Here is a 20,977-nt window from a genome sequence, read left to right on the forward strand (position 1 = left end):
TTGCCAGTACTTTGCCTTGACCAATCACATATAAAAAATGGTTTATACTGATCACTTCATTCTTTTTTTGAGAACGAAAAGCCATGAAGCTCAACTACCACCATCTCTACTATTTCTGGAAGGTTGCCCGAACCGGCCATCTGACCCGGGCCGCCGACTCGCTGCATATTTCCCAGTCCGCGCTGTCCGGACAGATCCGGAAGCTGGAGGAGAGCCTGGGGCATGACCTTTTTATCCGTGAGGGGCGGCGCCTCAAGCTGTCTGAAGCGGGCCGCATGGCCTTTTCATACGCAGAAGAGATATTCCGGCAGGGTGAGGAACTGACAGCGTTGTTTGCCTCTGGCGCCCAGCCCAATCGGGAGATCCTGAGGATCGGGGCGGTCGCTACCCTTTCCCGGAACTTCCAGGAGGGGTTTCTCCAACCCCTCCTGAACCGGGAGGACCTGGAACTCAGCTTGCAAAGCAGTCACATCGATGAATTGCTCCGGCGGCTTTCGGCCCACCGGCTGGATTTGATCCTTGCCAACCAGTCGGTACACGGCGACGAGCAGAATCCGTGGCGGTCGCGTTTGATTGCAAAACAACCGGTCAGCATCATCGGCCCCCGGGGGGTGGATGTTCAAGGCGATTTTGTCGACGTGCTGCGCGGCAGGAGCCTGATCGTTCCCGGGCCCGACAACAACATACGCCAGGCCTTTGATCAGCTGTGCGAATACCACCGGCTGCGGCCGAGCATCGCCGCGGAAGTGGACGATATGGCCTTGATGCGACTGCTGACCCGGGACACCGGCCACTTTGCCATCATGCCGCCGGTGGTCGTGCGGGACGAAATGAGAAGCGGTGCTCTGGCGGATTATGGCGCTCTGCCCGGCGTTTTCGAGGAATTCTACGCCATCAGTATCCGACGCCAGTTCGAGACGCCGGCGCTTCGGGAACTGCTGTCTCAAACCGAGGACAGTTTCCTGAGCCGCACGCCGATTGGTCATTCTGACTAGCCCGTGTGGCGAGAAATGTCATCCCTACCGGGTGGTTACATGCGTATACTGACTTCGAAAGACCACAATAATAATGTCGGACACCTGAATATGATCCAAGGCAGTCGCCGTGAACACCCGTCCATTCTGATTATCGGCACCGGTTTCGGTGGCCTGGGAATGGCCATCAAACTGAAACTGGCAGGCTTCACCAACCTGACTCTGCTGGAAAAAGCCGACCATGTTGGCGGTACCTGGCGCGATAACACCTACCCCGGCGCTGCCTGCGATGTACAGTCACACTTCTACTCCTACTCCTTCGAACCGAAGCGCGACTGGTCGCGAAAATTCGGGTTGCAGCGGGAAATACTCGGCTACATGCAGCACTGCGTCGAGAAATACCGGCTTGGCGATCACATCCGTTTCCAGGCCGAAGTACAGGAAGCCACCTTCGACGATCACTCGAACCAGTGGACAGTCACATTGGCTAACGGTGAGCAACTCACCGCGGACGTACTCATTACCGCCACGGGCCAGTTGAACCAACCTGCCTGGCCAAAACTCGACGGCCTGGATCGCTTCCAGGGCAAGATGTTCCACTCGGCCCGGTGGGATCATGACTACGACCTGACCGGTAAACGGGTGGCCGTTATTGGTACCGGCGCCAGCGCCATACAGTTTGTCCCGGAGATTGCACATAAGGTTGAACAGCTGGACCTGTTTCAGCGCTCCGCAGCCTGGGTGCTGCCCAAACCGGATCGGCCATTCAAGCACTGGGAGCAGACGCTGTTCCAGAAACTGCCTCTCTGGGACCGCTTTTATCGTTACCTGATTTACTGGAAAAACGAGAGCCGGGCCCTGGCGTTCACCAAATTCAGTGGCCTGCTGGAGTATTACGCCAACCAGGCCAAACGTGAGGCGAGAAAGCGGGTATCGGACCCCGCCAAACTGAAAAAGATCATTCCCGACTACAAGATCGGCTGTAAACGCATTCTGATTTCCAACGACTGGTATCCGGCCATCAACCGGCCCAACGTGAACCTGATTACAGACCCCATCGAGCGTATTGATGAAACCGGCGTGATCACCCGGGACGGTCACCACCATCCTGCAGATGCCATTATCTGTGGTACCGGTTTCCGGGCCTCGGAGTTTCTTTCGCCCATTCGGATAACCGGCCGTGACGGAAAAACCCTGAACGACGCCTGGAAGAATGGCGCCGCCGCCTTCAAAGGCATTACCGTAAGCGGCTTCCCCAACATGTTCATGCTGTATGGCCCCAACACCAATCTGGCCCACAACTCGATCCTTTACATGCTGGAATCCCAGTTCCGATACGTCCTGGAATGTCTCGAAGCACTGGAAAAATACCCCCAATCCGCCATGGATGTGCGCCAGGACCGTCAGGACCGCTTCACCCAGGTGGTTCAGCAAGGCCTGGAAGATACGGTCTGGAGCTCCGGCTGCACGTCCTGGTATCTCGACGCCAACGGCCGAAATACGGTCAACTGGCCGGGATTCACCTTCACCTACCGATTCGCTACCCGCCACGTGGACACCGCTGATTATCAATTTCTCTACCCGGGGCAGCCCCCGGGCTAGGTGTCCGATTTCAACATTCCCTTGAAGGCTGGCTTAATTCATAGGATGATTGGGTTATCGGTTTGAGGGATGATAAACACTATGCTGGAACGTATCCGCAAAGGCTCGCTGGTGGAAACCGCCATAGAGAGCCTCAGAAACGCTATCGAGAAAGGCGATTGGTCGGTGGGAGATCGCCTGCCCGTGGAATCGGAGCTGTCTGATTCCCTCGGAGTCAGCCGAAATACCGTGCGGGAGGCAGTTCGCGTACTTGTGCATGTAGGCATGCTGGAAACCCGCCAGGGCGATGGTACCTACGTGCGCGCCACTCGCGACGCCGGGGAAACCCTACGGAGGATTGCCCGCACCCAGCTGGCGGACCAGCTCGAAGTACGCATCATGCTGGAAACGGAAGCCGCCAAACTGGCCGCGGCGAGGCGAACCGACCGGGATCTGCAGCAGATGACCAAGGCCCTGGATGCCCGCGCCAGGGCGGGACAAAACCTTCAGGCCCGCATCCGCCACGACGAAGCCTTCCACCACGCCCTGGTCGCCGCGTCCCATAATTCCGCGCTGGTAGAGCTCTACGATTACTTCTCCCACGCCGTCAGCCAGACCATAGAGCAGACCGAGACGGATACGGATCTTCCGGAGCCCTCCCAGGAAGACCACGAACTGCTGCTCGCCGCCGTCAGACGGCAGGATGAGAGCAAAGCCGAGACTCTGGCCCGGGAACTTCTTAAGCCAAGCCTGCAGGCGCTCAAGCGCAGGGAGTCCTGATTCATGAAATTCCGCATCGACACCTTTACCTTGCTGCTGCTCGGTGCCATCGTCCTCGCGACGTTCCTGCCGGCCACCGGCCAGGCCGGGGACGCCCTGGCAACCGCCGGAACCGTTGCCGTCGCCCTGCTCTTTTTCTTTCATGGCGCGGCACTCTCCCGGGAACAGATCATCGCCGGTGCCACTCACTGGCGACTGCACATCCTGATCACCTCGCTCACGTTCATCTTCTTTCCGCTGGCGGTGCTGCCGATCAACGGACTCAGCGACATTGCGCCTTCCTGGATGCCGAGGGATCTCGGGCTCGGATTCCTTTACCTGGGCGTGCTGCCGTCGGCGGTTTCTTCCTCCATCGCCTACACAGCAATGGCCAGGGGCAATGTACCCGCAGCCATCTGCAGCGCAGCCGCCTCCAATGTCTTCGGCATGATGCTGACGCCGTTCCTGCTGTTGCTGCTGGTGAGTACATCCGGTGGCGGGGATTTCTCCATTGCGGAGGCCCTCAAAGACATTATCCTGCAACTACTGCTGCCCTTTGCCATGGGCCACGCCCTCAGGCCCTGGCTCGGAGGGTTCCTGGGAAGAAACGAGACGCTGATGTCGCGCTACGACCAGTGCGTGATCTGGCTGATTGTTTACTCGGCCTTCTCGCATTCAGTGGAAAGCGGGCTCTGGGAGAACCTGCCGCTCCGGGCCATTCTGTTCGCCATCGCGCTGTGCCTGGGCTTGCTGCTGTTGTTTATGGTGTTCGCGAAATTCCTGGTGCGGCGATTTGGCTTCAGCCTGGAAGATGAAGCTGCGGTGGTGTTCTGCGGCTCGAAGAAGAGTCTGGCGTCTGGCTTGCCGATGGCCAAAGTTCTGTTCTCGGGCCATCCCGGTTTCGGCATGATCGTGTTACCGATCATGTGCTACAACCAGATACAGGTGATTGTGGGAGCCATCCTGGCCCAGAAGTACCGCGAAAAAATTGAACGGGCAAACGCGAGCGAGACCAGCTAACCGGGATGGCGGAATTAACCGCCTCCCATTCCGCCAAACAGCGCGGCCAGGATCACCAGGCCGACAATCCAGCCAATAACCGCCGGCCAGAAATTCACCATCTGCGGAGGCTGGTCACCCTGCTCTTCTGCCATGCCGGGTTCCGGGTAGTTGCGCTCGTCGGCTACCTCAGGAGCCTCCTCCATGCTGAACCAGCCAAACCACTCCCCCAGAAACTGGGCAACCGGGGCCGGAAAGGTTCCGTTTTCAGCCATTGGTCGCACCTGGGGCTCCAGTTGCCTGCCAATTTCACGTCGCAACTGCGGCTGATCGGCAGGCGGTTCGCAAAGAATGGCTTGCCAGATACCCGCATCCTTGCTTCTGGATGAATCATTGAGCAGTGCCTTGATCTGAATAACAACCTCACGAACTACCTGCCCATCATTGGCATCGAAGGGACGTTCACTTGCCTCTTCTACCTCATGAGTCGGCTGGCCGGGCTGCGCAGTGTCGGCTGGCCGGGTTGCCGGCGCTGGCGCATCACCCACCGCTTCCCGAAACGCCTGCTCCAGATTTCTTGCCTCGCTTTCCGAAGCAAATTTGAGCTGTTGCTCATACGCATCCTGGATTCTCCGACGATCGTCGGTGGGTTCAATTCCAAGGATTTCCCAACAATTCATACAGCTGCCACTCCCGGGCCGAGATACATTACATTTAAGAGAGACAAAACGTCTGTAGTCCCTTACGATAGGACCCAATGATAATAAAACCGCTTTATCCGTTTTTCTCGGCAGATTATAGAACGTCAACCATGCATCAATCGACCAAAACGGCAGGGATGGGTAAGCGCCACCCTCGCGTAGCCTGCTTCGGCCTCAGCCTTGCCCTGTCCGCTCTGCTACCAACCACAGCAGTCGGCCAGACCGATACCCCTGATTTCATACCCGGCTTACTTGCCCTGGAAGGCGAACAAAGCGAAATCCCCGAAGTGCTGACGACAACACGATTGCGCCAGTCAAAACTCCGAGTGCCCGGAACCACTACGATCATCACCGGAGACATGATTCGCGACCTCGGCATCATGAATCTCGTAGAGGCACTCCGGCTGGTTCCTGGCATGGTGGTTGGCCACTGGGGAAGCACCAATCCGGTGGCAACCTACCACGGTACCTCCCAGTACGAGCAGCGCCGGCTGCAGGTTCAGATTGACGGGCGAACTGCCTATCGAATCAGCCTTGCCGACGTCGACTGGCTGGGCATGCCGGTGGCACTGGAGAACATTGAACGCATTGAAGTGAGCCGGGGACCGAATTCCGCCGCCTATGGCATCAATGCCTTTCTCGGTAGCATCAATATCATTACCCGCTCACCGCAGGATACAGCCGGCGTGGAAGCCTACACCTCGGTAGGGTCCCGCGGACATCTGCGCACGTTTACGTCGGTGGGTGATGCCGACGCCGATAAAAGCTGGCGTCTGTCCTATGAAAAGCGGAAATCCAACGGTTTTGACAACCAGATTGATGGCGGACAGGAAATCCCCTTCCACGATGGCCACGATATCAACAACTTCAATTTCGACAGCGTATTTCGCATTGACCGCCAGCACTCCATTGACGTGCGGGCAGGCGTTCTGGACGGTGTGAATGAAGAAGATCTCGAGAAGTCGGGCAAGCTGGGAGCTACCACAAACCCGGACATCATCATGGACGATTACTACCTCCATGTCCGGTTCGATGGAGCGACCTCGCCTGATCATTTCTATCATATCCAGGCCAGTTACCAGAATCAGCGGCAGCGCCAGCGCTGGACCGTTGCAGCGCCTGCAGCGGAGATAAACGCACTGCTGCCGACCGGGTTCCCACCCTTCCCCGAGGACCAGGGACCGTTCATCGCTGACCTGAATGAAGACCTGGAAGAAACCCGGCAGGAAATCGAGTTCCAGGACACCATCATTTTCAGCGATCAGTTCAAGCTGGTCTCCGGCCTGGGCTATCGCAAGGACTCGTTCAATTCTGAGACCTTCTTTAACGGGAAAGGAAATAACTACCAATCCAGGGTATTCGCCAACGCCGAGTACTCGCCTTTCCGCTGGCTGACCTTCAACGCAGGCGGCAACTGGGAGCAGACCACAACCACCGATGAAGATTATTTCTCGCCCAGAGCCGCCGCGAACTTCATCCTGAACAATAACCATGCCCTGCGGTTTGTGTTTTCCCGGGCGGTACGCACACCGGACGCCTTCGAACAGAATCCGGACTGGGGCTATACGCCGACCAATGTTCAGCCACCCTTCGAGGCATTGGACGGCCAGCGAATCGAGGTCGAAAACCTCCTGGATCCAGCCACATCCACATACGGACAGAGGCTGGAGGAGGAATGGATCACCTCCAGGGAAATCAGCTACTTCGGGCAGTTCCATCTGGAAAGGGCCCTGCTCTCCGTGGAAGTACGCTACTTCAATGACGACTTCCGCGACATGATCAGCGGCGTCATCAACGAAGAAGCATGGTATATCGCCAACAACGTGGATCTGGAGCAGGAGGGCGTCGAACTGGAAACCTCCCTGGAATTCTCAGGCACCAAACTCCGAGCCACCTACGCCTATCTTGAGCAGGAGGGCAGATACACGGGTGATCCCAACGCACTCCCGCTGAACAAACAGGAACGGGCTGTCGATCTTCTGGCCCGTCTGTCCGCCCGCGATTCCGGCAGCTTCGCCTGGATCCAGGATCTACCGAAGGGCTTCATGACGTCAGCGGCGATGTACTGGACCAATGAAGTCAGGGAAACCCGGTTCGAACGTGCCGATTTTCGTTTGGCGCGCCGGGTGGACAAAACAGATTACAGCTATATGCTGGCATTGACGATCCAGCATTACCTGAACGCCAAGCCATGGATCAGCCCGGATAACCGGATTGAAGATCATAACCAGTTCTTTGTTGAGGCTGGTATTCGTTTCTGAATTTAACAAGGAAAGCATGAGCCCTGGACGGTATGGAGCGAAGGTCAGGCACGAATCACCCTAATCGGCCCGGAAGCCGAATCCAGGGTCTTGTCCACAAGACCCTGTGGCTTCTGCTTTTGGCCGTTTTTTCCACGTTTGTCAGCTCTCAGGAATCGACGGCGAGAACTGTCTACTTTGCCGGCTCGGGCAACGCGCCACTTGATCAGCACCTCGTGCAGCTCCTCAAAGCAGAGCTTGAGCCATCCATTTCCCTGGTGGAGGTCACCGACGAGCAGCTGGCCGCGCTTGATTCCGGACCAATCATTACTGCTGGACCTTCCGCCTTCTCCCGCGCTCGCCAGGCAAATCGCTCCGCGCCCGTTCTCGCGCTGCTGGTTGATAAATCCTTCATTTCGGGTTTTGCGGACCGCTCCCCCGGCCAGATCACAGGCGTTCTGTATGACGTCCCTCTCATCCGTCAGGCTCTGACGGGAAAGGCCATCCTGCCACAGGCTACCAAGATAGCCCTGCTGGCAACCGCAGATTCGGTGGAACTTTACGAACCACTGATTGATAAGCTGCCGACCTATGGCATGTCGGCCCGGCTGTTTCTTGTCGATGACGACGACAAGCTGATTCCCACGCTCGTCCGGGCTCTCGGTTACGGTGATTTTCTGTTAGCCGCCCCGGACAGCGCCATCTACAACCCCAGAACCATCAAACATATTCTGCTGACCGCTTATCGCCGTAATCAGATCGTCATTGGACCAACGCAAGCTTATGTGAAGGCGGGATCACTCGCATCCAGCTATGCGCCGTTTCCGGAAATGATCGAGATGGCAGATGAGTTTCTGACCACGTATTTCGAGACAGGAGAGTTTCCCTCACCCTCCTATCCGGAAAAATTCCGGGTTGAAGTGAACGCTCAGGTTGCTCGTTCCCTGAACATACCCCTTCCCAGCCGTGAAGACATTGCCCAACGGGTGGACAGACAACTGACCGTCAATGGGGAGGTGGCCGATGAGTAACCTCAAGAGACAGCAGCGGCCCCTCTCCCGCACGCTCCTGCTCCTGGGTGCGCTCCCGGCCGTTGTCATGTTCATCGTGCTCATGGTGTTCTTCACGTCCGCGCGCCTGGAGGACGCCCGCCGGGATTTGTCAGACAGCGGCCAGATGCTTGCGGATAGCCTGGCGCCCGCACTCGAGTACGCCGTGGTTTCGGGTAACACCCTGGCACTGGATCAGATCCTGTCCCAATCACTGCGACGCAGCAACGCAGACTGGATCCGTGTTTCAGACGTGATGGGAGAGCAGATTGGTTTCGTCTCCCACCAACCGGTCAATGCCGGTGACTTGCCCAGTCGCTACCAGATTTTCGAGGCCGATATTCTCCAGCAACCCCTGGAGCTTGGTTCGGAACGAACAGCGGAATGGTTTGAACCCGATTATGGCTTTGGCTCCGGCTCCCTGCGAGTCGGCACTGTACAGGTAGGCATGGATCACGATGTTCTTGCCGACAGGCGGCAGGATATTCTCTGGACGTCCATCGCCGTTGGCGTGGCCCTGCTTTTGTTCACTATTTTGATCATCAACCATTTTCTGGGGACCATCCTGGCGCCCATCCGGGACCTTGCCGGACGAATCGGAAAGCTGACCGCCGGCGACTATCAGGAACGCGCCCTTAACACCCACCAGAGTTCCCGCGAGATCGTGGCCATTGAGGAGCAACTCAACGAACTTGCCCGACACCTCGCAGGCCTGAGAACAGCTCGTGACCAGACACTCACAGCGTCTGAAAGCGCTCGGGAAAAAGCCGAGATGGCGAACCAGGCAAAATCCGAGTTTCTGGCCACCATGAGTCATGAGCTTCGCACCCCTCTCAACGGGGTTCTCGGCATGGTGGATCTGATCCAGGAAGAGCCGCTCACCCACCGCCAGCGGGAGTACCTGAACACCGCCCGGCAATCTACCGAGGATCTGCTCACGGTGATCGCCGATATCCTGGACTATTCCAAGATGGACAGCGGCACCCTGAAACTTGAGAGCCAGGAATTCGATCTCAGGGAATTGATTTCCAACTGCACCGCCACCTACCGGCACCTGGCGGAACAACAGGGCCTGGCCCTCAACCTCAAGTTCTACGGTGACTGGCCTGACAACCCGGTGGTGATCGGCGACCCGGCACGCCTGCGTCAGATACTTGCCGGATTGGCCGACAACGCTATCAAGTTTACTGGCGATGGGTTCATCAACATTCAGGCTGGATTTTTTGCCCTGGAAGACAACTGCATCATTCTTAATTGCTCAATCAGCGATTCCGGTTCCGGGATTCCGGTGGATCGCCTGCAGGACATCTTCAACTCTTTCGAGCAGCTGGACGGTGGTGATAGCCGACGGTATGGCGGCACCGGCCTGGGATTGTCTCTGGTCCAACGGCTGGTGGAACTTATGGGTGGCCACATTCAGGTCGAAACCGATCTGGGCAAAGGCTCTTCGTTCCGCTTTGAACTGCCCTTCGAGCTGGCTAACCCGGCCAGCCAACCTGAGCCCTCGGGCCCGCCGCCCAGGGAAGCCATCAATAGCACCAGCCATGCCCTGGTGGTGGAAGATAACCCCGTGAACCAGCGCGTTGCCACGGCCATGCTCAAGCGGCTGGGCTTCCAGACGGATTCCGCCAACAACGGCAAGGAAGCACTTGAGAAGGTCACCACCAATCACACCGGTTACGACATTATCCTGATGGATTGCCAGATGCCGGTGATGGATGGTTATGAGGCAACCCGGTTTATCCGGGAATGGGAACAGAGTAACGGCCAGATCGGCACGCCGATCATCGCCTTGACGGCCGATGTACTCCCCGGCACCGAGAAGAGCTGTCTCGACTGTGGAATGAATGACTATCTGGCCAAACCGGTCCGCAAGGAAATGTTGCGGGAAGTGCTGAGCCGCTGGATTCAGCTCTAGAAGAATGCCGGCGCCGTCATCGCGGGCGCCGGCGCAGGATCAGGCGACGGGTTCCCGCATGGTGACAAACTCTTCCGCAGAGGTGGGGTGGATGCCCAGGGTAGAATCGAACTGGGCCTTGGTGGCTCCGGCCTTGATGGCTACTGCCAGGCCCTGCGTAATTTCGCCAGCGTCCGGGCCAACCATATGGGCACCGAGTACCCTGTCGGTCTCATCATCCACCACCAGTTTCATCAGGCTTCGCTCATCCCGTCCACTGAGGGTGTATTTCATCGGGCGGAACTCGGAGCGATAAATCCTGAGACGATGCCCCGCTTCCCGGGCCTCTTCCTCGGTCAGCCCCACGGTGCCGATGTTGGGCTGACAGAACACGGCGGTTGGAATTGCGGAATAGTCCATGTCGCCTTTGCCATCCCCGAACAAACGCCGGGACAGCACCATGCCCTGGGCCAAAGCCACCGGCGTAAGCTGTGGGGTTCCGATTACATCACCCAGCGCGGTAATAGAAGGCACCGCGGTCTGGAAATGATCATCCACCACAACATGGCCTGACGCACTGAGCTGAACACCAAGATCGGTCAGGCCAAGCCCGTCGACGAGTGCCCGGCGTCCGGTCGCCGCCATCACCAGCCCGGTTTCCAGGGTTTCACCATTGTTCAGTTGGACCCGGTAATGGGCATTCTCGGCTTCGACCGATTCAATGGTCACACCAAAACGCAGGTTTACGCCTTTCTTTCGCATTTCCTGTTCAGTGAACCGGCGGATGTCTTTATCAAACCCACGCAGGAACAGATCGCCGCGATACAACAGCGTGGTCTCAACACCCAGTCCTGCCAGGATGCCGGCAAACTCTACGGCAATATAGCCGCCGCCCCACACCACGGCCTGCTTGGGCAGCTGTGGCAGGTAGAACATCTCGTTGGAGGTGAGGATGCACTCCTTGCCAGGCACGTCCGGAATGACCGGCCAGCTACCCGTGGCAATAGTGATGTGTCTGGCCCGGTAAGACGTTTCGCCGACCACCACTGTGTTGGCGTCTGACAGAGACGCGGTCCCTTCGATGATGGTTACGCCCGCATTCTCCAACAACCGGCCATAGATGCCGTTCAGACGCTCGATCTCGGCGTTCTTGTTCGCCACCAGCTTTGGCCAGTCGAAACTGACATCATCGAGAGGGACCTGCCAGCCATAGCCGGCGGCGTCTTCCAGCTCATCATGAACATGAGCGCCGTATACAAACAGCTTCTTGGGCACGCAGCCCACGTTCACACAGGTTCCGCCAAGGTACCGGGATTCAACCACGGCCACTTTTGCGCCCCTCTGGGCGGACATACGGGCCAGACGAACACCGCCAGAGCCGGCTCCGATAACGATCAGATCAAAATCCTGCTGGTCAGACACAGCTTCTCCCGTTAAACGTTAAAAAAGTCAGGTTTGGCCGGGCGCGGCCGTTTTACTTTCCGGATGCACTTCCCTGAACAGCACGTGATCCTCGAAATCGCCTAGCTGTATTTTGCCAAGGCTCCGGAAACCCTCGGACTCGTAGAAAGGCAGATAGCGATTGTTGCCTGTATCAAGCACCAGGCCGCTACCCCTTGGATTCTCTGCACACAGCCTTTCAACAGTTTTCAGCAACAGCCGGCCATAGCCGCGATTCTGGTATTTGGGATTTACGCCCATCATTGGCAACTGGTGCGCCAACGGCTGTGGCAACATGTCCCGGATTTTCTGGTGGTAATCCAGGTATCGGCGCGTGGATGCAAAACCGGTGGTCAGCACCATACGGATCCGCCAGCTGAGCTGGTCAGCCAGGTTCATCCTGAGCTCCGGGTCCCCGATAAACGCCACGGCAACGAGCGTGTCGTCTACCATCACACCAATGGCCTCCTGATCGAGCTCAAAATACAGGTCGATCAGTTCCCGTATGGTTGCCCGAACCCGTTGATCGTAACCGGGGCGCCGATGATCAAAAAGGTACTGGAACGTCGGCTCGTTTCGATAGGCGTGAAACAGAATGGATCTGGCTTCATTGACCGCTGTTTCGTCCAGGCGAACAATGGCTGGCTCGGATTTGTTCTTGTTGTCGCTGCCGTTACTCATCGCTTCCCTCTCCTGCATCAGTTCCGGACGGAAGGCCCGGAATCTGGTTTTCAGAATCAGATGGCCAGGGTTAAACGAACGGACACCCGGCCCGGTTCACTTGCCCGGTCCATGGCTGCCTGGTCGATCACAACACCATGGCTGCCATTCAGCCGCTCCAGCCACGCCGCCACCTCTGCAAAAGGTGCGTTCTCGAGCCAGACGCGGATTGCATCTTCCCCGCTGGGTTCAAACCGCTGGAGCGACAAACCCGCCTCACCGGCGGAACGGGTCACCAGGGCCATCAGGGCACGGCCATCGGCAGGCTTGTCTGCCGAGGCCGACGTGCTGGCACCTCCAGAATTACCCAAACGCTGGATCGTCTGTTCATTTGCCTGCATCCAGGCCAACAGCTCGCCGGCATTGTTCCGCGCAGATTCCGCTTGATCATTGAATACGGCCGCCGGGCGCCAGACGGCGAAATACAGAATGCCAAGAAAAACAGCGATGGCGAGCACGACCAGAGCCTGCTGGTCGCGGCGGGGCAATTGATCATACTGTGCAATGAGTTTGCCGACTGCCGGCTGATCCTTGATTCGTGAAAGCATAGCCTTAACCTCCTGAAACCGTCAGGCGGCCGCGGGCGCCGCTCGCTTCGTTCACAACCGAGCCAATCTGCGCTTCCAGGCCCTGGTTCGCGAGGCCGTTTCGCAGGGCGCTCAGGCGATCGTAGCTGTCTGCTCTCACATCCACGATAAGCTCACCCCTTGAGCGGCTGTAGTTCACCGAATTGAAGTTCACCCCCTGACTACCCGGGAGGCGGGCATATTGCTGGCCGGTGTATTTCATCAGGGTGATGAAGTCCACTTCCGGTCCACTGGAGCCGGCCACCCGCAACTGACCTTCGATCACACGCCGGACATTACCTGCGTGAGTACGCCGATCATTGGGGAAAGCATCGCGATAGATTGCCATGGCCTCGTTTTGTAGCTCTTCCGCTTGATTCTGATAGTACAACCCCATGCCCAGGTTCAACGCCACCTGAACGCCGAACCAGACTGCCGCCACCGCAATCAACGGTTTCCAGGGTTTCAGCGGGCTGGCTTTGCCCGATTTGGACGAAAACACGCCCTGACACAGATTCACCGGCTCGCAGAGATGATGGTGATGGGCGTAGGCGAGCAGTTCCAGCGGCATAAGCTCCAGGGTTTCCCGACGAACCGCAAGACGGCCCGAGCCAGCTAACTCGGTAAGTGCAGATTGCTGGACATCGAACTCTTCGTCGGTGCCGTACACGGTGACCGGGATCTCCGCCACCACTTCTTCGGCGGATGGCGCCGCGAGGGTGTGGGCAAACATACCAAGATTGGCAGACTGCATGCTCAACCACTCGCCCCGCTCGCTGACCATCATGGCCGTTTCGCCGTCCAGACAGACAGACCAGCCGCCTTCGGTGCGGGGCAGCAACGAGGCGTCCGGGAAAATGGCATCCAGGCGGAGATGGTCCCAACCGCTGAATAACTGCACCCATTGCCCCATACGCTCGCGGTCTATGGCAGCGACCCGGTAACCATGCTCGGTATGGGAGCCCAACGCCAGGTGCACGGAATCTATATCCTGGGCAATCTGCTCCTCAACGGCGTAGGGTAAGGCCTGATTGATAAACCGACTTTGCTTTGCGGGAATGTCAGCCAGGCAGTAAATCGCTTCCTCACCGGGAATCAGGCCGATCAACAGAACGTTATCCAGGGCATTCTGCCCCAGGGTATGCTCGATGGCATCACGGCTGTCGCCGGCACCCCGGGCCTGGGCATCGCCGCTGGCGTCGTGCAGCACCCAATTGAACATCTGGGCGTCGGGATCCTGGTCAGCGTCCGCGAACGGCGGTATCGGGCGGACGTAGAGGCGATAAGACATGATTATCCTTCTGAAATGGTAAAGGGCTCTTTGGTAATTCGGTTCTTCTGCCCGGTATCCCTGTGAACCGTCTGGACTTCCCCTTCCGGAGTACGGAACACGGTACTGACCATATTCACGACACGGTTATCGTAGGTAATCCGCGAGGCAACTTCAAAAAACCGTGTCTGCAACCCCAGGCCGACCGATTTGAGCCCGAGGCCCGCGAACTCCGGTAATGCCATAAAGTCCTGAAGGTTCTCGAACCGTTCCTCTTCCCGCTTCTCAAGAATAGACGCAGCCTGGGCGTCCGTCAGCTCCTCATGCAGTGAGCGGATCACCATGGCAGTGGCGGTGTTCACATTTATGCCCGCCCCGTTTACCGGCAGTGCCGTCACGTGAGGCCGCAGGGCCCGATAAATCTCTTCGGTCATGCCCTCGATCAGGCGTAACTCAGTCACCGTTGTAAAGGGCTGGTTCGCCGCGCGGTATCCCTGCTCCGCCATCAGGTACTGGCCATCCTCGGCGCCATAAGCGGTTACCGTTTGGTCGTTCGGGTCTATCCAGTCCACCAGCGAGTCCACGGAAACGGCCGTAATCCCCAATGCAGCGAACAACTGAACAAATCGATCCCTGACGATAGGGTCCACCTGACCATTGGCACCGACCAGATCATTCAGGTTCAGTCGACCACCCAGGTCGTCAATCTGAACTTCGGCCACGCCGTTATCATCCAGTGGCAACACGGCTGCATTGGCAGCCCAGAATTCGTCCAGGCTGTCGACCATCAGGTTTTCTTCCTTGTCCTCGTCGTAATCCCTGCGCAGGATCTGGCGAGCAAAGGCTTCTGCACCCAGCGCAATACTCTGGCCCTGCTGCTGTGCCAGGTAGTGACCTGCCTTGAACACCCGGAGGCTTTGTTGCTGGGTCATGCCTGACGCCAGCATGACCACCAGTGCCATGGCCAGCAGCACCATAATCAGGGCAACGCCGCGCTGACGGTTTGGAAAAGCCGGGATCTTCACCATATTGGCCTAGCCTCCCTGCCCCGTTGCGCCGGTGGTTTCACCGGGTTGTTGCGTGGTGCCCTCTTCTTCGGTGCTTTCTTCCTCCGCTTCACTGGCAGCCTGGTTGGCCTGGTTCAGCGCACCCTGGGCGACCGCCGGATCAAAATCCGGCAGGGCAAAGGTCCGTACGAGCGTGCCAAAACGCTCGTGCTCCAGGGTCACTTCCATACCCAGTGGCAACGGAACATCCGGGCGGCTGCCCGGGGTCAATCCGGCCATGACTTCATCGGTGGGCCACTGCGGCTGCCAGCTTCGGTTGGAATCCAGAAACCTCACTTCCAGGCGTTTTATGCCTTCCAGAAGCAGCACATCGCGGCTGTCATCTTCCTGCCCCTGGTCCACCATGGGCCAGTACCGGCGCCGTAATTCGCTGCCGGTGTATTCCCAGCCAACACGCTGCAAGCCACTGCGGCGAATTCCAAGGGGATTACGCCAGCCCTGACGGGTCAACACCAGGGAAAAATCATCATCACGACTCGACAGTGCCGGCTGAAAATCTCCGTAAATATCCCTGGCCGGCCGGTTTACCACCTGCATGATATCCCGCTCAAGCAACAGCATGGCCCGCTGCAGGCCGTCGAACTGTTCAGCCAGCTCATTCACCCGATCTCGGGAGTTGACCACCCCATTGATAACCTGCCACACGCCCAGCCCAATGACGGCGGTTATGGTGACCGCGATCAACACCTCCAGCAGGGTAAAGCCCTGTTGCAGCGATTGGGAGGTCTTTGGTGGGGCGATCATCACTGTGCCCCCACAAAAGCAGACAGGGTATGGACCGGAACCGGAGCCGCGCCTTCCTCACGGTACAGGGCAACTGTGACCTCCACTCGCCGCATCTTTGCTTCTGCAGTGGCGAGAACTGCCGTGGTAACACGCCAACGATAGGGCCCGAAATCAGTGTCCTTGGAATTTTCGGAAATGCCGGGGATAGTTTGCTGCAGGCGGATTTCATTGATCCGGTTATCCGCCAACCAGCTGGCAAGGGTTTTATCCCGAACCCGCTCGTAGCTGGAAATGTACTGGCTCCCTACTTCGGCTGCTGCAGTTGCAATCAGACCAAAGACAAGCAGCGCGATGAGCACTTCAATCAGCGTGAACCCGCTTTGCGTTTTCACCCGCTGCTCCCCTCATCGCCCGGCTTGCGCCACTCCATGGGCGATACACCATCAGAGGCAAGGACGTGTACGTTGTCAGACCCGCTGCCGATGGTGAATTCAAGCTCGAACGGTGTTGTCTCGCCACTGGAAAAGAACACCACGTCCGGGAGCAAGGTGTCTTCAGAGGACGCCAGCCTCGGTGCATCGCTCTCGATAAACTCGGTAACCGTTAACCATTCGGGAAGGCTACGGGCCCGGAACATGCGCTCGCCAGAGGCTTTCCAGTCCCCCGTCTGATCCTGGAAGGCTACGAACTGGTAGCCGTCATCCTCAAGCCTCAAGCCCAGTTCCAGGTTGTTGAGTACGGCCTGCTCAGACGCCGTCTGCATGAGCAGATACAGCTCCCTGACTTCGTTCTCCAGTTCCCGCTGCTGAGAGCTCCCTCCCATGGTAAACACGGCAAGGGATGCCAGCAGACCCACAACCACCAGGACCACCAGTATCTCAATCAGGGTGAAACCGGTCTGTCGGGAGCTGACCTGCACAGTTATTTAGCCTTCGGTATCCCAGACACTGATATCGGCGGCATCGCCGTCGCCGCCTTCCTGGCCGTCAGAGCCGTAGGAATACAGATCATAGGGGCCTTCAGTGCCCGGGCTCACGTACTGGTATTCAGATCCCCAGGGATCTTCCGGCACGCTCTTGAGGTAACCATCCGCGTTCCAGTTCTTCGGTTCCGGGCTGCCGCTGGGCTTGGAAACCAGCGCTTCGAGACCCTGCTGGGTAGACGGGTAATGACTGTTATCCAGGCGATACAGGTCCAGCGCATTGGCAATGTTGCTCAACTGGGTTTCGGCCACGGTGACTTTTGCCTGATCACTACGGCCCATAATGTTTGGCGCCACGATGGCCACCAGCAGGCCGAGGATCACCATCACCACCATGATTTCGATAAGGGTGAAGCCGCGGCTGTGGTTGTGTGTGTTGAGTTTCTTGATGGTCATTGTCTCACTCGTCATTGGCATTGATTGCTTTCGGTCCGGATTCGTCTACTGACAATCCGGCATGGGTGTCATCCCACGAGATTACTCATATTCAGTATCGGTAACATGATGGCCAGCACGATTATCAGCACCACTACGCCCATTACCAGCAGCATCATGGGCTCAAACAGCCCTACGATCGCAGCAATCTTGGACTGCAGAGTGTTTTCCTGCATTCGTGCGGTCCGCTCCAGCATGCTGTCCAGTTCACCACTGGCCTCCCCGCTGGCGACCATGTGCAGCATCATCGGCGGGAAATACCCGGTCTGATCCAGGGAACGGTGCAACGAGCCGCCTTCACTCACTTTCCTGGCCGCGTCCCTCAATTCCTGCCTGAGAAAATCGTTGGAGAGCACCTCACCGGCAATGCGCATCGCTTCTACCAGCGGCACACCACTGGTAGTCAGAATACTCAAGGTGCTGGCATACCGGGCAGTGTTTACCCCGCGAACCATCCCGGAGAACAGGGGCAGATGTAGCAGACGCTTGTGAAACCGCAGCCGGAATCCGGGTTTGGTCAGGAAAAAACGGAACACCATCAGCGCCGCAACCAGCAGTACAAACAGGTAGACACCGTAATCCGCCAGAAATTCCGACACTGCCAGCATCGCCATGGTCAGCGTTGGTAACTCCTGCCCCTGCTTGAGAAACACATCAATGATATCCGGCACCACGTAGGTGAGCAGGAACACCACGATGGCTATGGCGACGATACTCAGAATGATGGGATAGATTGCCGCCAGCTGAATCTTCTGGCGTGCCTCCTGACGGCTTTCCGTGTAATCCGCCAGCCGGTTGAGCACCAGGTCCAGATGGCCGGCGTGCTCGCCTGCGGCAACGGTGGACCGATAAAGCCGCGGAAACGCGCGCGGGAACTCGCCCAGGCTGTCCGCCAGGGTGTAACCTTCCATGACCTTGGCCCTGATAGCGATCAGCATGCTGCGAATTCTTGGCTTCGGGGACTGCTGCGCGGCGGCAGAAAGTGCCTGCTCGATGGGAATACCCGATTGAATCAGCGTTGCCAACTGGCGGGTGACCAGGGCCAGGTCGGCAGCCGCCAGGGAGCCCCGGCTGCTCAGGGGATTGCTTCGGGCCTGCTTTTCTGCTGCCGGCTCAACCGCCAGTGGCGTCAGGCCGCGCTCCCGCAACTGCTGGCGAACGGCTCTCGGGGCATCCGCCTCGACCACACCATGTTTCTGCTTGCCGCGGGCATCAAGCGCCTTGTATTCGTATGCAGGCATGGCTTACTGACCCCGGTGTGTAACGCGGAGCACTTCTTCCACCGTTGTCACACCATCCAGTATCTTCTGCACGCCGTCTGCGTGAATACTCGGGCCATGCTGGCGCGCCACCTTTTCAAGGTCCAGTTCACCAGCCCGCTTGTGAATCAGAGCGCTGATTTCCTCGGAGATCTCCACTACCTCATAGATACCGATACGGCCGCGGTAACCCAGTTGGTTGCAGTGGCTGCAACCCGTTGCCCGGTAAATCGTGGGCGGATTGGCGGGGTCCTGCTGCAGGAACTCGCAGTGCTCTTCGGTTGGCGTGTAGGGCTCCCGGCATTCGTGGCACAGAACCCGGACCAGCCGCTGGGCAACAATGCCGACCAGGCTTGATGAAATCAAGAAGGGCTCAATCCCCATGTCCATAAGCCGGGTAATGGCGCCAACGGCTGTATTGGTGTGCAATGTGGAAAGAACCAGATGGCCGGTCAGACTCGCCTGAACCGCGATCTCCGCCGTCTCCAGGTCCCGGATCTCACCAATCATCACCACGTCTGGATCCTGACGCAGAATGGCCCGAAGGCCCCGGGCAAAGGTCATGTCCACTTTGGTGTTGACCTGAGTCTGACCAATGCCTGGCAGGTTATATTCAATGGGGTCTTCAACGGTCAGGATGTTGCGGCTGCGATCGTTGATTTCCTGAAGCGAGGCGTAGAGCGTAGTGGACTTACCCGAACCGGTCGGGCCGGTCACCAGCAGGATGCCATAGGGCCGGTAAATCAGCTTGCGCAGAACTTTCAGGTCCCGCCCCGCCATACCCAGGGATTCCAGCCTTATGGCACCGGCCTGTTTGTCCAGCAAACGCAGAACCACGCGTTCACCGCTTGAAGACGGCATGGTCGACACACGAATATCCACTTCCCTTCCGGCAACCCTGAGAGCGATACGACCATCCTGTGGCACCCGCTTCTCGGCGATATCCAGCTTCGCCATAACCTTGATCCGGGACACCAGCAAAGGCGCCAGGGCCCGCTTGGGTTCTACGACTTCCCGCAACACGCCATCCACCCGGAAGCGAACCACCAGCCGCTTCTCATAGGTTTCGATGTGAACGTCCGAGGCGCTGGTTTTCACCGCTTCGGTAAGAATGGCATTGATCAGACGGATGATTGGAGCATCGTCTTCCTGCTCCAGCAGATCCTCGGTTTCCGGCACCGAGTCCGCCAGGGAGGCCAGATCCATATCGTCGCCGATGCCCTCAACCATCTGCATGGCTTCGGCGGAGTCGTTCTGGTAGGCGGAGTTCAGGGCCTGATCGAATCGATCCGGGTCAATGGTGGCGAAACGGGCCCGGCCGCCACTGATTCGGTTCGCTTCTGCAAGGGCTGAATGGGACGCACCGGGGCGAACCAGAATAACCGGTTCACCGGCATCCGAACGGGTCAGGATTACTCCGTTGCGCTTGGCGAAAGTAAACGGAAGACGGCCCAGCGGAGCATCCTGCGGCTGAAGTTCAGTATCTGTGTCCAAGGTCGTCCTCGTTCGTGAAACCCTTTTCGATTCAACTAATTCAGAAAGGCTACCACAGGATATGGACCCGCTGAATAACTCTATACACTATACTGCCAATAAAACGTTGCAGTCTGATAACCTGTGAGCTTTTTCCCGGCCCACAAACTTGCATTCAGGATGATCAATGCTCCTAAATAATGAACGGCTTCCCCTGATTCTTGCGCTTGTGGCAGGGGCTGCCATGGTGGCTCTGACAGCCTGGCAGGGTTACCGCTTCTGGCAAATGGAAAGCCAACGAGGAAACTACGACACTGCGCAGCCATTGGTCACAGATCCGGCTGCCAGCCGTGAGCCACCGAGCGTAAACCTGTCGTCCCTGGACCTATTTGGGGCCGCATCGGGTGAAGCCGCGCCGGCGGAAATGGATACCGAGAACCTGCCGGAAACCAACCTCCGATTGTTTCTTCGCGGTGTTCTGGCCGCTGATGGCGAATTCCCCGGCAGCGCTCTCATCGAAGATGACAAAAGTAACACCGAAGCCTACCTGGTGGGTGATGAATTGCCTGGTAATGCCAAGCTGCGCTCGGTCCACCCGAACCGTGTGATCATTGAACGCTCCGGCAAACTCGAGAACCTGTATTTCCCGGAATCCGAGGACCGCAGCGGCATGTCCTTCACCGCCGACGAACAGGAACCGTCCACGCCTGCAACGCAACAGGCTGCCACCCCCTCGCCCTCAAGAGCGCCCGCCTCCGCCACCAGCGATGAGCAGCGCCGGGAAGAAATCCGCCGGCGCCTTGAGCAGCTCAGGGAACGCCTACGGAACAATAACTGAG

At 58.0% G+C, this 20,977-nt stretch carries 20 protein-coding genes; 8 read left to right on the forward strand and 12 right to left on the reverse strand.

Annotated features, from left to right (window positions below; translation table 11 throughout):
* Positions 1-83: 83 nt before the first annotated feature.
* The 4 genes from WA411_RS05685 to WA411_RS05700 all read left to right on the forward strand — a co-directional run bounded on the left by WA411_RS05685 (position 84) and on the right by WA411_RS05700 (position 4,334).
* Entirely contained in the window at positions 84-995 is a 912-nt protein-coding gene (locus WA411_RS05685) for a LysR family transcriptional regulator (protein ID WP_069185268.1), read from the forward strand.
* A 90-nt stretch (positions 996-1,085) separates the two neighbouring features.
* Positions 1,086-2,576 carry a flavin-containing monooxygenase gene (locus WA411_RS05690; RefSeq protein WP_291908794.1) on the forward strand — a complete coding sequence of 497 codons (1,491 nt, stop codon included), beginning with the start codon at positions 1,086-1,088 and terminating at the stop codon, positions 2,574-2,576.
* Between the two features lie 81 nt (positions 2,577-2,657).
* Entirely contained in the window at positions 2,658-3,335 is a 678-nt protein-coding gene (locus WA411_RS05695) for a FadR/GntR family transcriptional regulator (RefSeq protein WP_222464436.1), read from the forward strand.
* Positions 3,336-3,338: 3 nt separating this feature from the next.
* Positions 3,339-4,334, forward strand: a complete 996-nt coding sequence (locus tag WA411_RS05700) for a bile acid:sodium symporter family protein (RefSeq protein WP_291908697.1) — start codon at positions 3,339-3,341, stop codon at positions 4,332-4,334.
* A 14-nt stretch (positions 4,335-4,348) separates the two neighbouring features.
* Here WA411_RS05700 and WA411_RS05705 read toward each other — a convergent pair whose 3' ends face one another.
* Positions 4,349-4,993 carry a J domain-containing protein gene (locus WA411_RS05705; RefSeq protein ID WP_291908700.1) on the reverse strand — a complete coding sequence of 215 codons (645 nt, stop codon included), beginning with the start codon at positions 4,991-4,993 and terminating at the stop codon, positions 4,349-4,351.
* A 131-nt stretch (positions 4,994-5,124) separates the two neighbouring features.
* On the opposite strand from WA411_RS05705, the gene WA411_RS05710 reads away from it, so the two are divergent.
* The 3 genes from WA411_RS05710 to WA411_RS05720 are packed head-to-tail and all read left to right on the forward strand — an operon-like array spanning position 5,125 to position 10,221.
* A complete protein-coding gene (locus WA411_RS05710) occupies positions 5,125-7,275 on the forward strand; it encodes a TonB-dependent receptor plug domain-containing protein (protein WP_291908703.1) in 2,151 nt (716 codons plus the stop codon).
* Positions 7,276-7,307: 32 nt separating this feature from the next.
* Entirely contained in the window at positions 7,308-8,285 is a 978-nt protein-coding gene (locus tag WA411_RS05715) for an ABC transporter substrate-binding protein (protein ID WP_291908707.1), read from the forward strand.
* Positions 8,278-10,221 carry an ATP-binding protein gene (locus WA411_RS05720; RefSeq protein WP_222464432.1) on the forward strand — a complete coding sequence of 648 codons (1,944 nt, stop codon included), beginning with the start codon at positions 8,278-8,280 and terminating at the stop codon, positions 10,219-10,221. The genes WA411_RS05715 and WA411_RS05720 overlap by 8 nt, the downstream gene beginning before the upstream one ends.
* Positions 10,222-10,260: 39 nt before the next feature.
* Here WA411_RS05720 and gorA read toward each other — a convergent pair whose 3' ends face one another.
* From gorA to gspE, 11 genes are all read right to left on the reverse strand, one after another.
* Positions 10,261-11,622 (reverse strand): glutathione-disulfide reductase, encoded by a 1,362-nt coding sequence (gorA, locus tag WA411_RS05725; RefSeq protein ID WP_291908712.1) that lies wholly within the window; start codon positions 11,620-11,622, stop codon positions 10,261-10,263.
* Positions 11,623-11,649: 27 nt separating this feature from the next.
* The gene (locus WA411_RS05730) at positions 11,650-12,321 is read right to left on the reverse strand and encodes a GNAT family N-acetyltransferase (RefSeq protein ID WP_064227988.1); all 672 of its coding nucleotides are present in this window, start codon (positions 12,319-12,321) and stop codon (positions 11,650-11,652) included.
* Positions 12,322-12,377: 56 nt separating this feature from the next.
* On the reverse strand, positions 12,378-12,908 hold the full coding sequence (gene gspM / locus WA411_RS05735; protein ID WP_069185275.1) for a type II secretion system protein GspM: 531 nt from the start codon (positions 12,906-12,908) through the stop codon (positions 12,378-12,380).
* A gap of 4 nt (positions 12,909-12,912) precedes the next feature.
* A complete protein-coding gene (gene gspL, locus WA411_RS05740) occupies positions 12,913-14,217 on the reverse strand; it encodes a type II secretion system protein GspL (protein WP_291908719.1) in 1,305 nt (434 codons plus the stop codon).
* 2 nt (positions 14,218-14,219) lie between these two features.
* Positions 14,220-15,224 (reverse strand): type II secretion system minor pseudopilin GspK, encoded by a 1,005-nt coding sequence (gene gspK / locus WA411_RS05745; protein ID WP_291908721.1) that lies wholly within the window; start codon positions 15,222-15,224, stop codon positions 14,220-14,222.
* A 6-nt stretch (positions 15,225-15,230) separates the two neighbouring features.
* The gene (gspJ, locus tag WA411_RS05750; RefSeq protein WP_291908724.1) at positions 15,231-16,007 is read right to left on the reverse strand and encodes a type II secretion system minor pseudopilin GspJ; all 777 of its coding nucleotides are present in this window, start codon (positions 16,005-16,007) and stop codon (positions 15,231-15,233) included.
* Positions 16,007-16,381 carry a type II secretion system minor pseudopilin GspI gene (gene gspI / locus WA411_RS05755; RefSeq protein ID WP_291908727.1) on the reverse strand — a complete coding sequence of 125 codons (375 nt, stop codon included), beginning with the start codon at positions 16,379-16,381 and terminating at the stop codon, positions 16,007-16,009. Before gspI ends, gspJ begins: the two co-directional genes overlap by 1 nt.
* The gene (gspH, locus tag WA411_RS05760; RefSeq protein WP_291908729.1) at positions 16,378-16,908 is read right to left on the reverse strand and encodes a type II secretion system minor pseudopilin GspH; all 531 of its coding nucleotides are present in this window, start codon (positions 16,906-16,908) and stop codon (positions 16,378-16,380) included. Before gspH ends, gspI begins: the two co-directional genes overlap by 4 nt.
* Positions 16,909-16,914: 6 nt before the next feature.
* A complete protein-coding gene (gspG, locus tag WA411_RS05765; RefSeq protein WP_064227995.1) occupies positions 16,915-17,367 on the reverse strand; it encodes a type II secretion system major pseudopilin GspG in 453 nt (150 codons plus the stop codon).
* Positions 17,368-17,435: 68 nt separating this feature from the next.
* The gene (gene gspF / locus WA411_RS05770; protein WP_291908733.1) at positions 17,436-18,647 is read right to left on the reverse strand and encodes a type II secretion system inner membrane protein GspF; all 1,212 of its coding nucleotides are present in this window, start codon (positions 18,645-18,647) and stop codon (positions 17,436-17,438) included.
* A gap of 3 nt (positions 18,648-18,650) precedes the next feature.
* Positions 18,651-20,159 (reverse strand): type II secretion system ATPase GspE, encoded by a 1,509-nt coding sequence (gene gspE / locus WA411_RS05775; protein ID WP_064227997.1) that lies wholly within the window; start codon positions 20,157-20,159, stop codon positions 18,651-18,653.
* 166 nt (positions 20,160-20,325) lie between these two features.
* On the opposite strand from gspE, the gene WA411_RS05780 reads away from it, so the two are divergent.
* Entirely contained in the window at positions 20,326-20,976 is a 651-nt protein-coding gene (locus WA411_RS05780; RefSeq protein WP_291908737.1) for a type II secretion system protein N, read from the forward strand.
* Position 20,977: the final 1 nt, after the last annotated feature.

This window comes from Marinobacter sp. CH_CUG1437-1 (assembly GCF_037029655.1).
GTDB classification, from domain to species: Bacteria; Pseudomonadota; Gammaproteobacteria; order Pseudomonadales; family Oleiphilaceae; genus Marinobacter; species Marinobacter salsuginis.

Excerpts from the sequence above, each read along its gene's own strand:
- WA411_RS05730 (WP_064227988.1), bottom strand. The coding sequence starts at position 12,321 with ATGAGTAACGGCAGCGACAACAAGAACAAATCCGAGCCAGCCATTGTT.
- gspL (WP_291908719.1), bottom strand. The coding sequence starts at position 14,217 with ATGTCTTATCGCCTCTACGTCCGCCCGATACCGCCGTTCGCGGACGCT.
- WA411_RS05690 (WP_291908794.1), top strand. The coding sequence starts at position 1,086 with ATGATCCAAGGCAGTCGCCGTGAACACCCGTCCATTCTGATTATCGGC.
- WA411_RS05700 (WP_291908697.1), top strand. The coding sequence starts at position 3,339 with ATGAAATTCCGCATCGACACCTTTACCTTGCTGCTGCTCGGTGCCATC.
- gspM (WP_069185275.1), bottom strand. The coding sequence starts at position 12,908 with ATGCTTTCACGAATCAAGGATCAGCCGGCAGTCGGCAAACTCATTGCA.
- WA411_RS05780 (WP_291908737.1), top strand. The coding sequence starts at position 20,326 with ATGCTCCTAAATAATGAACGGCTTCCCCTGATTCTTGCGCTTGTGGCA.
- gspF (WP_291908733.1), bottom strand. The coding sequence starts at position 18,647 with ATGCCTGCATACGAATACAAGGCGCTTGATGCCCGCGGCAAGCAGAAA.
- WA411_RS05715 (WP_291908707.1), top strand. The coding sequence starts at position 7,308 with ATGGAGCGAAGGTCAGGCACGAATCACCCTAATCGGCCCGGAAGCCGA.
- WA411_RS05695 (WP_222464436.1), top strand. The coding sequence starts at position 2,658 with ATGCTGGAACGTATCCGCAAAGGCTCGCTGGTGGAAACCGCCATAGAG.
- WA411_RS05705 (WP_291908700.1), bottom strand. The coding sequence starts at position 4,993 with ATGAATTGTTGGGAAATCCTTGGAATTGAACCCACCGACGATCGTCGG.
- WA411_RS05720 (WP_222464432.1), top strand. The coding sequence starts at position 8,278 with ATGAGTAACCTCAAGAGACAGCAGCGGCCCCTCTCCCGCACGCTCCTG.
- WA411_RS05685 (WP_069185268.1), top strand. The coding sequence starts at position 84 with ATGAAGCTCAACTACCACCATCTCTACTATTTCTGGAAGGTTGCCCGA.
- WA411_RS05710 (WP_291908703.1), top strand. The coding sequence starts at position 5,125 with ATGCATCAATCGACCAAAACGGCAGGGATGGGTAAGCGCCACCCTCGC.
- gspG (WP_064227995.1), bottom strand. The coding sequence starts at position 17,367 with ATGACCATCAAGAAACTCAACACACACAACCACAGCCGCGGCTTCACC.
- gspJ (WP_291908724.1), bottom strand. The coding sequence starts at position 16,007 with ATGATCGCCCCACCAAAGACCTCCCAATCGCTGCAACAGGGCTTTACC.
- gspK (WP_291908721.1), bottom strand. The coding sequence starts at position 15,224 with ATGGTGAAGATCCCGGCTTTTCCAAACCGTCAGCGCGGCGTTGCCCTG.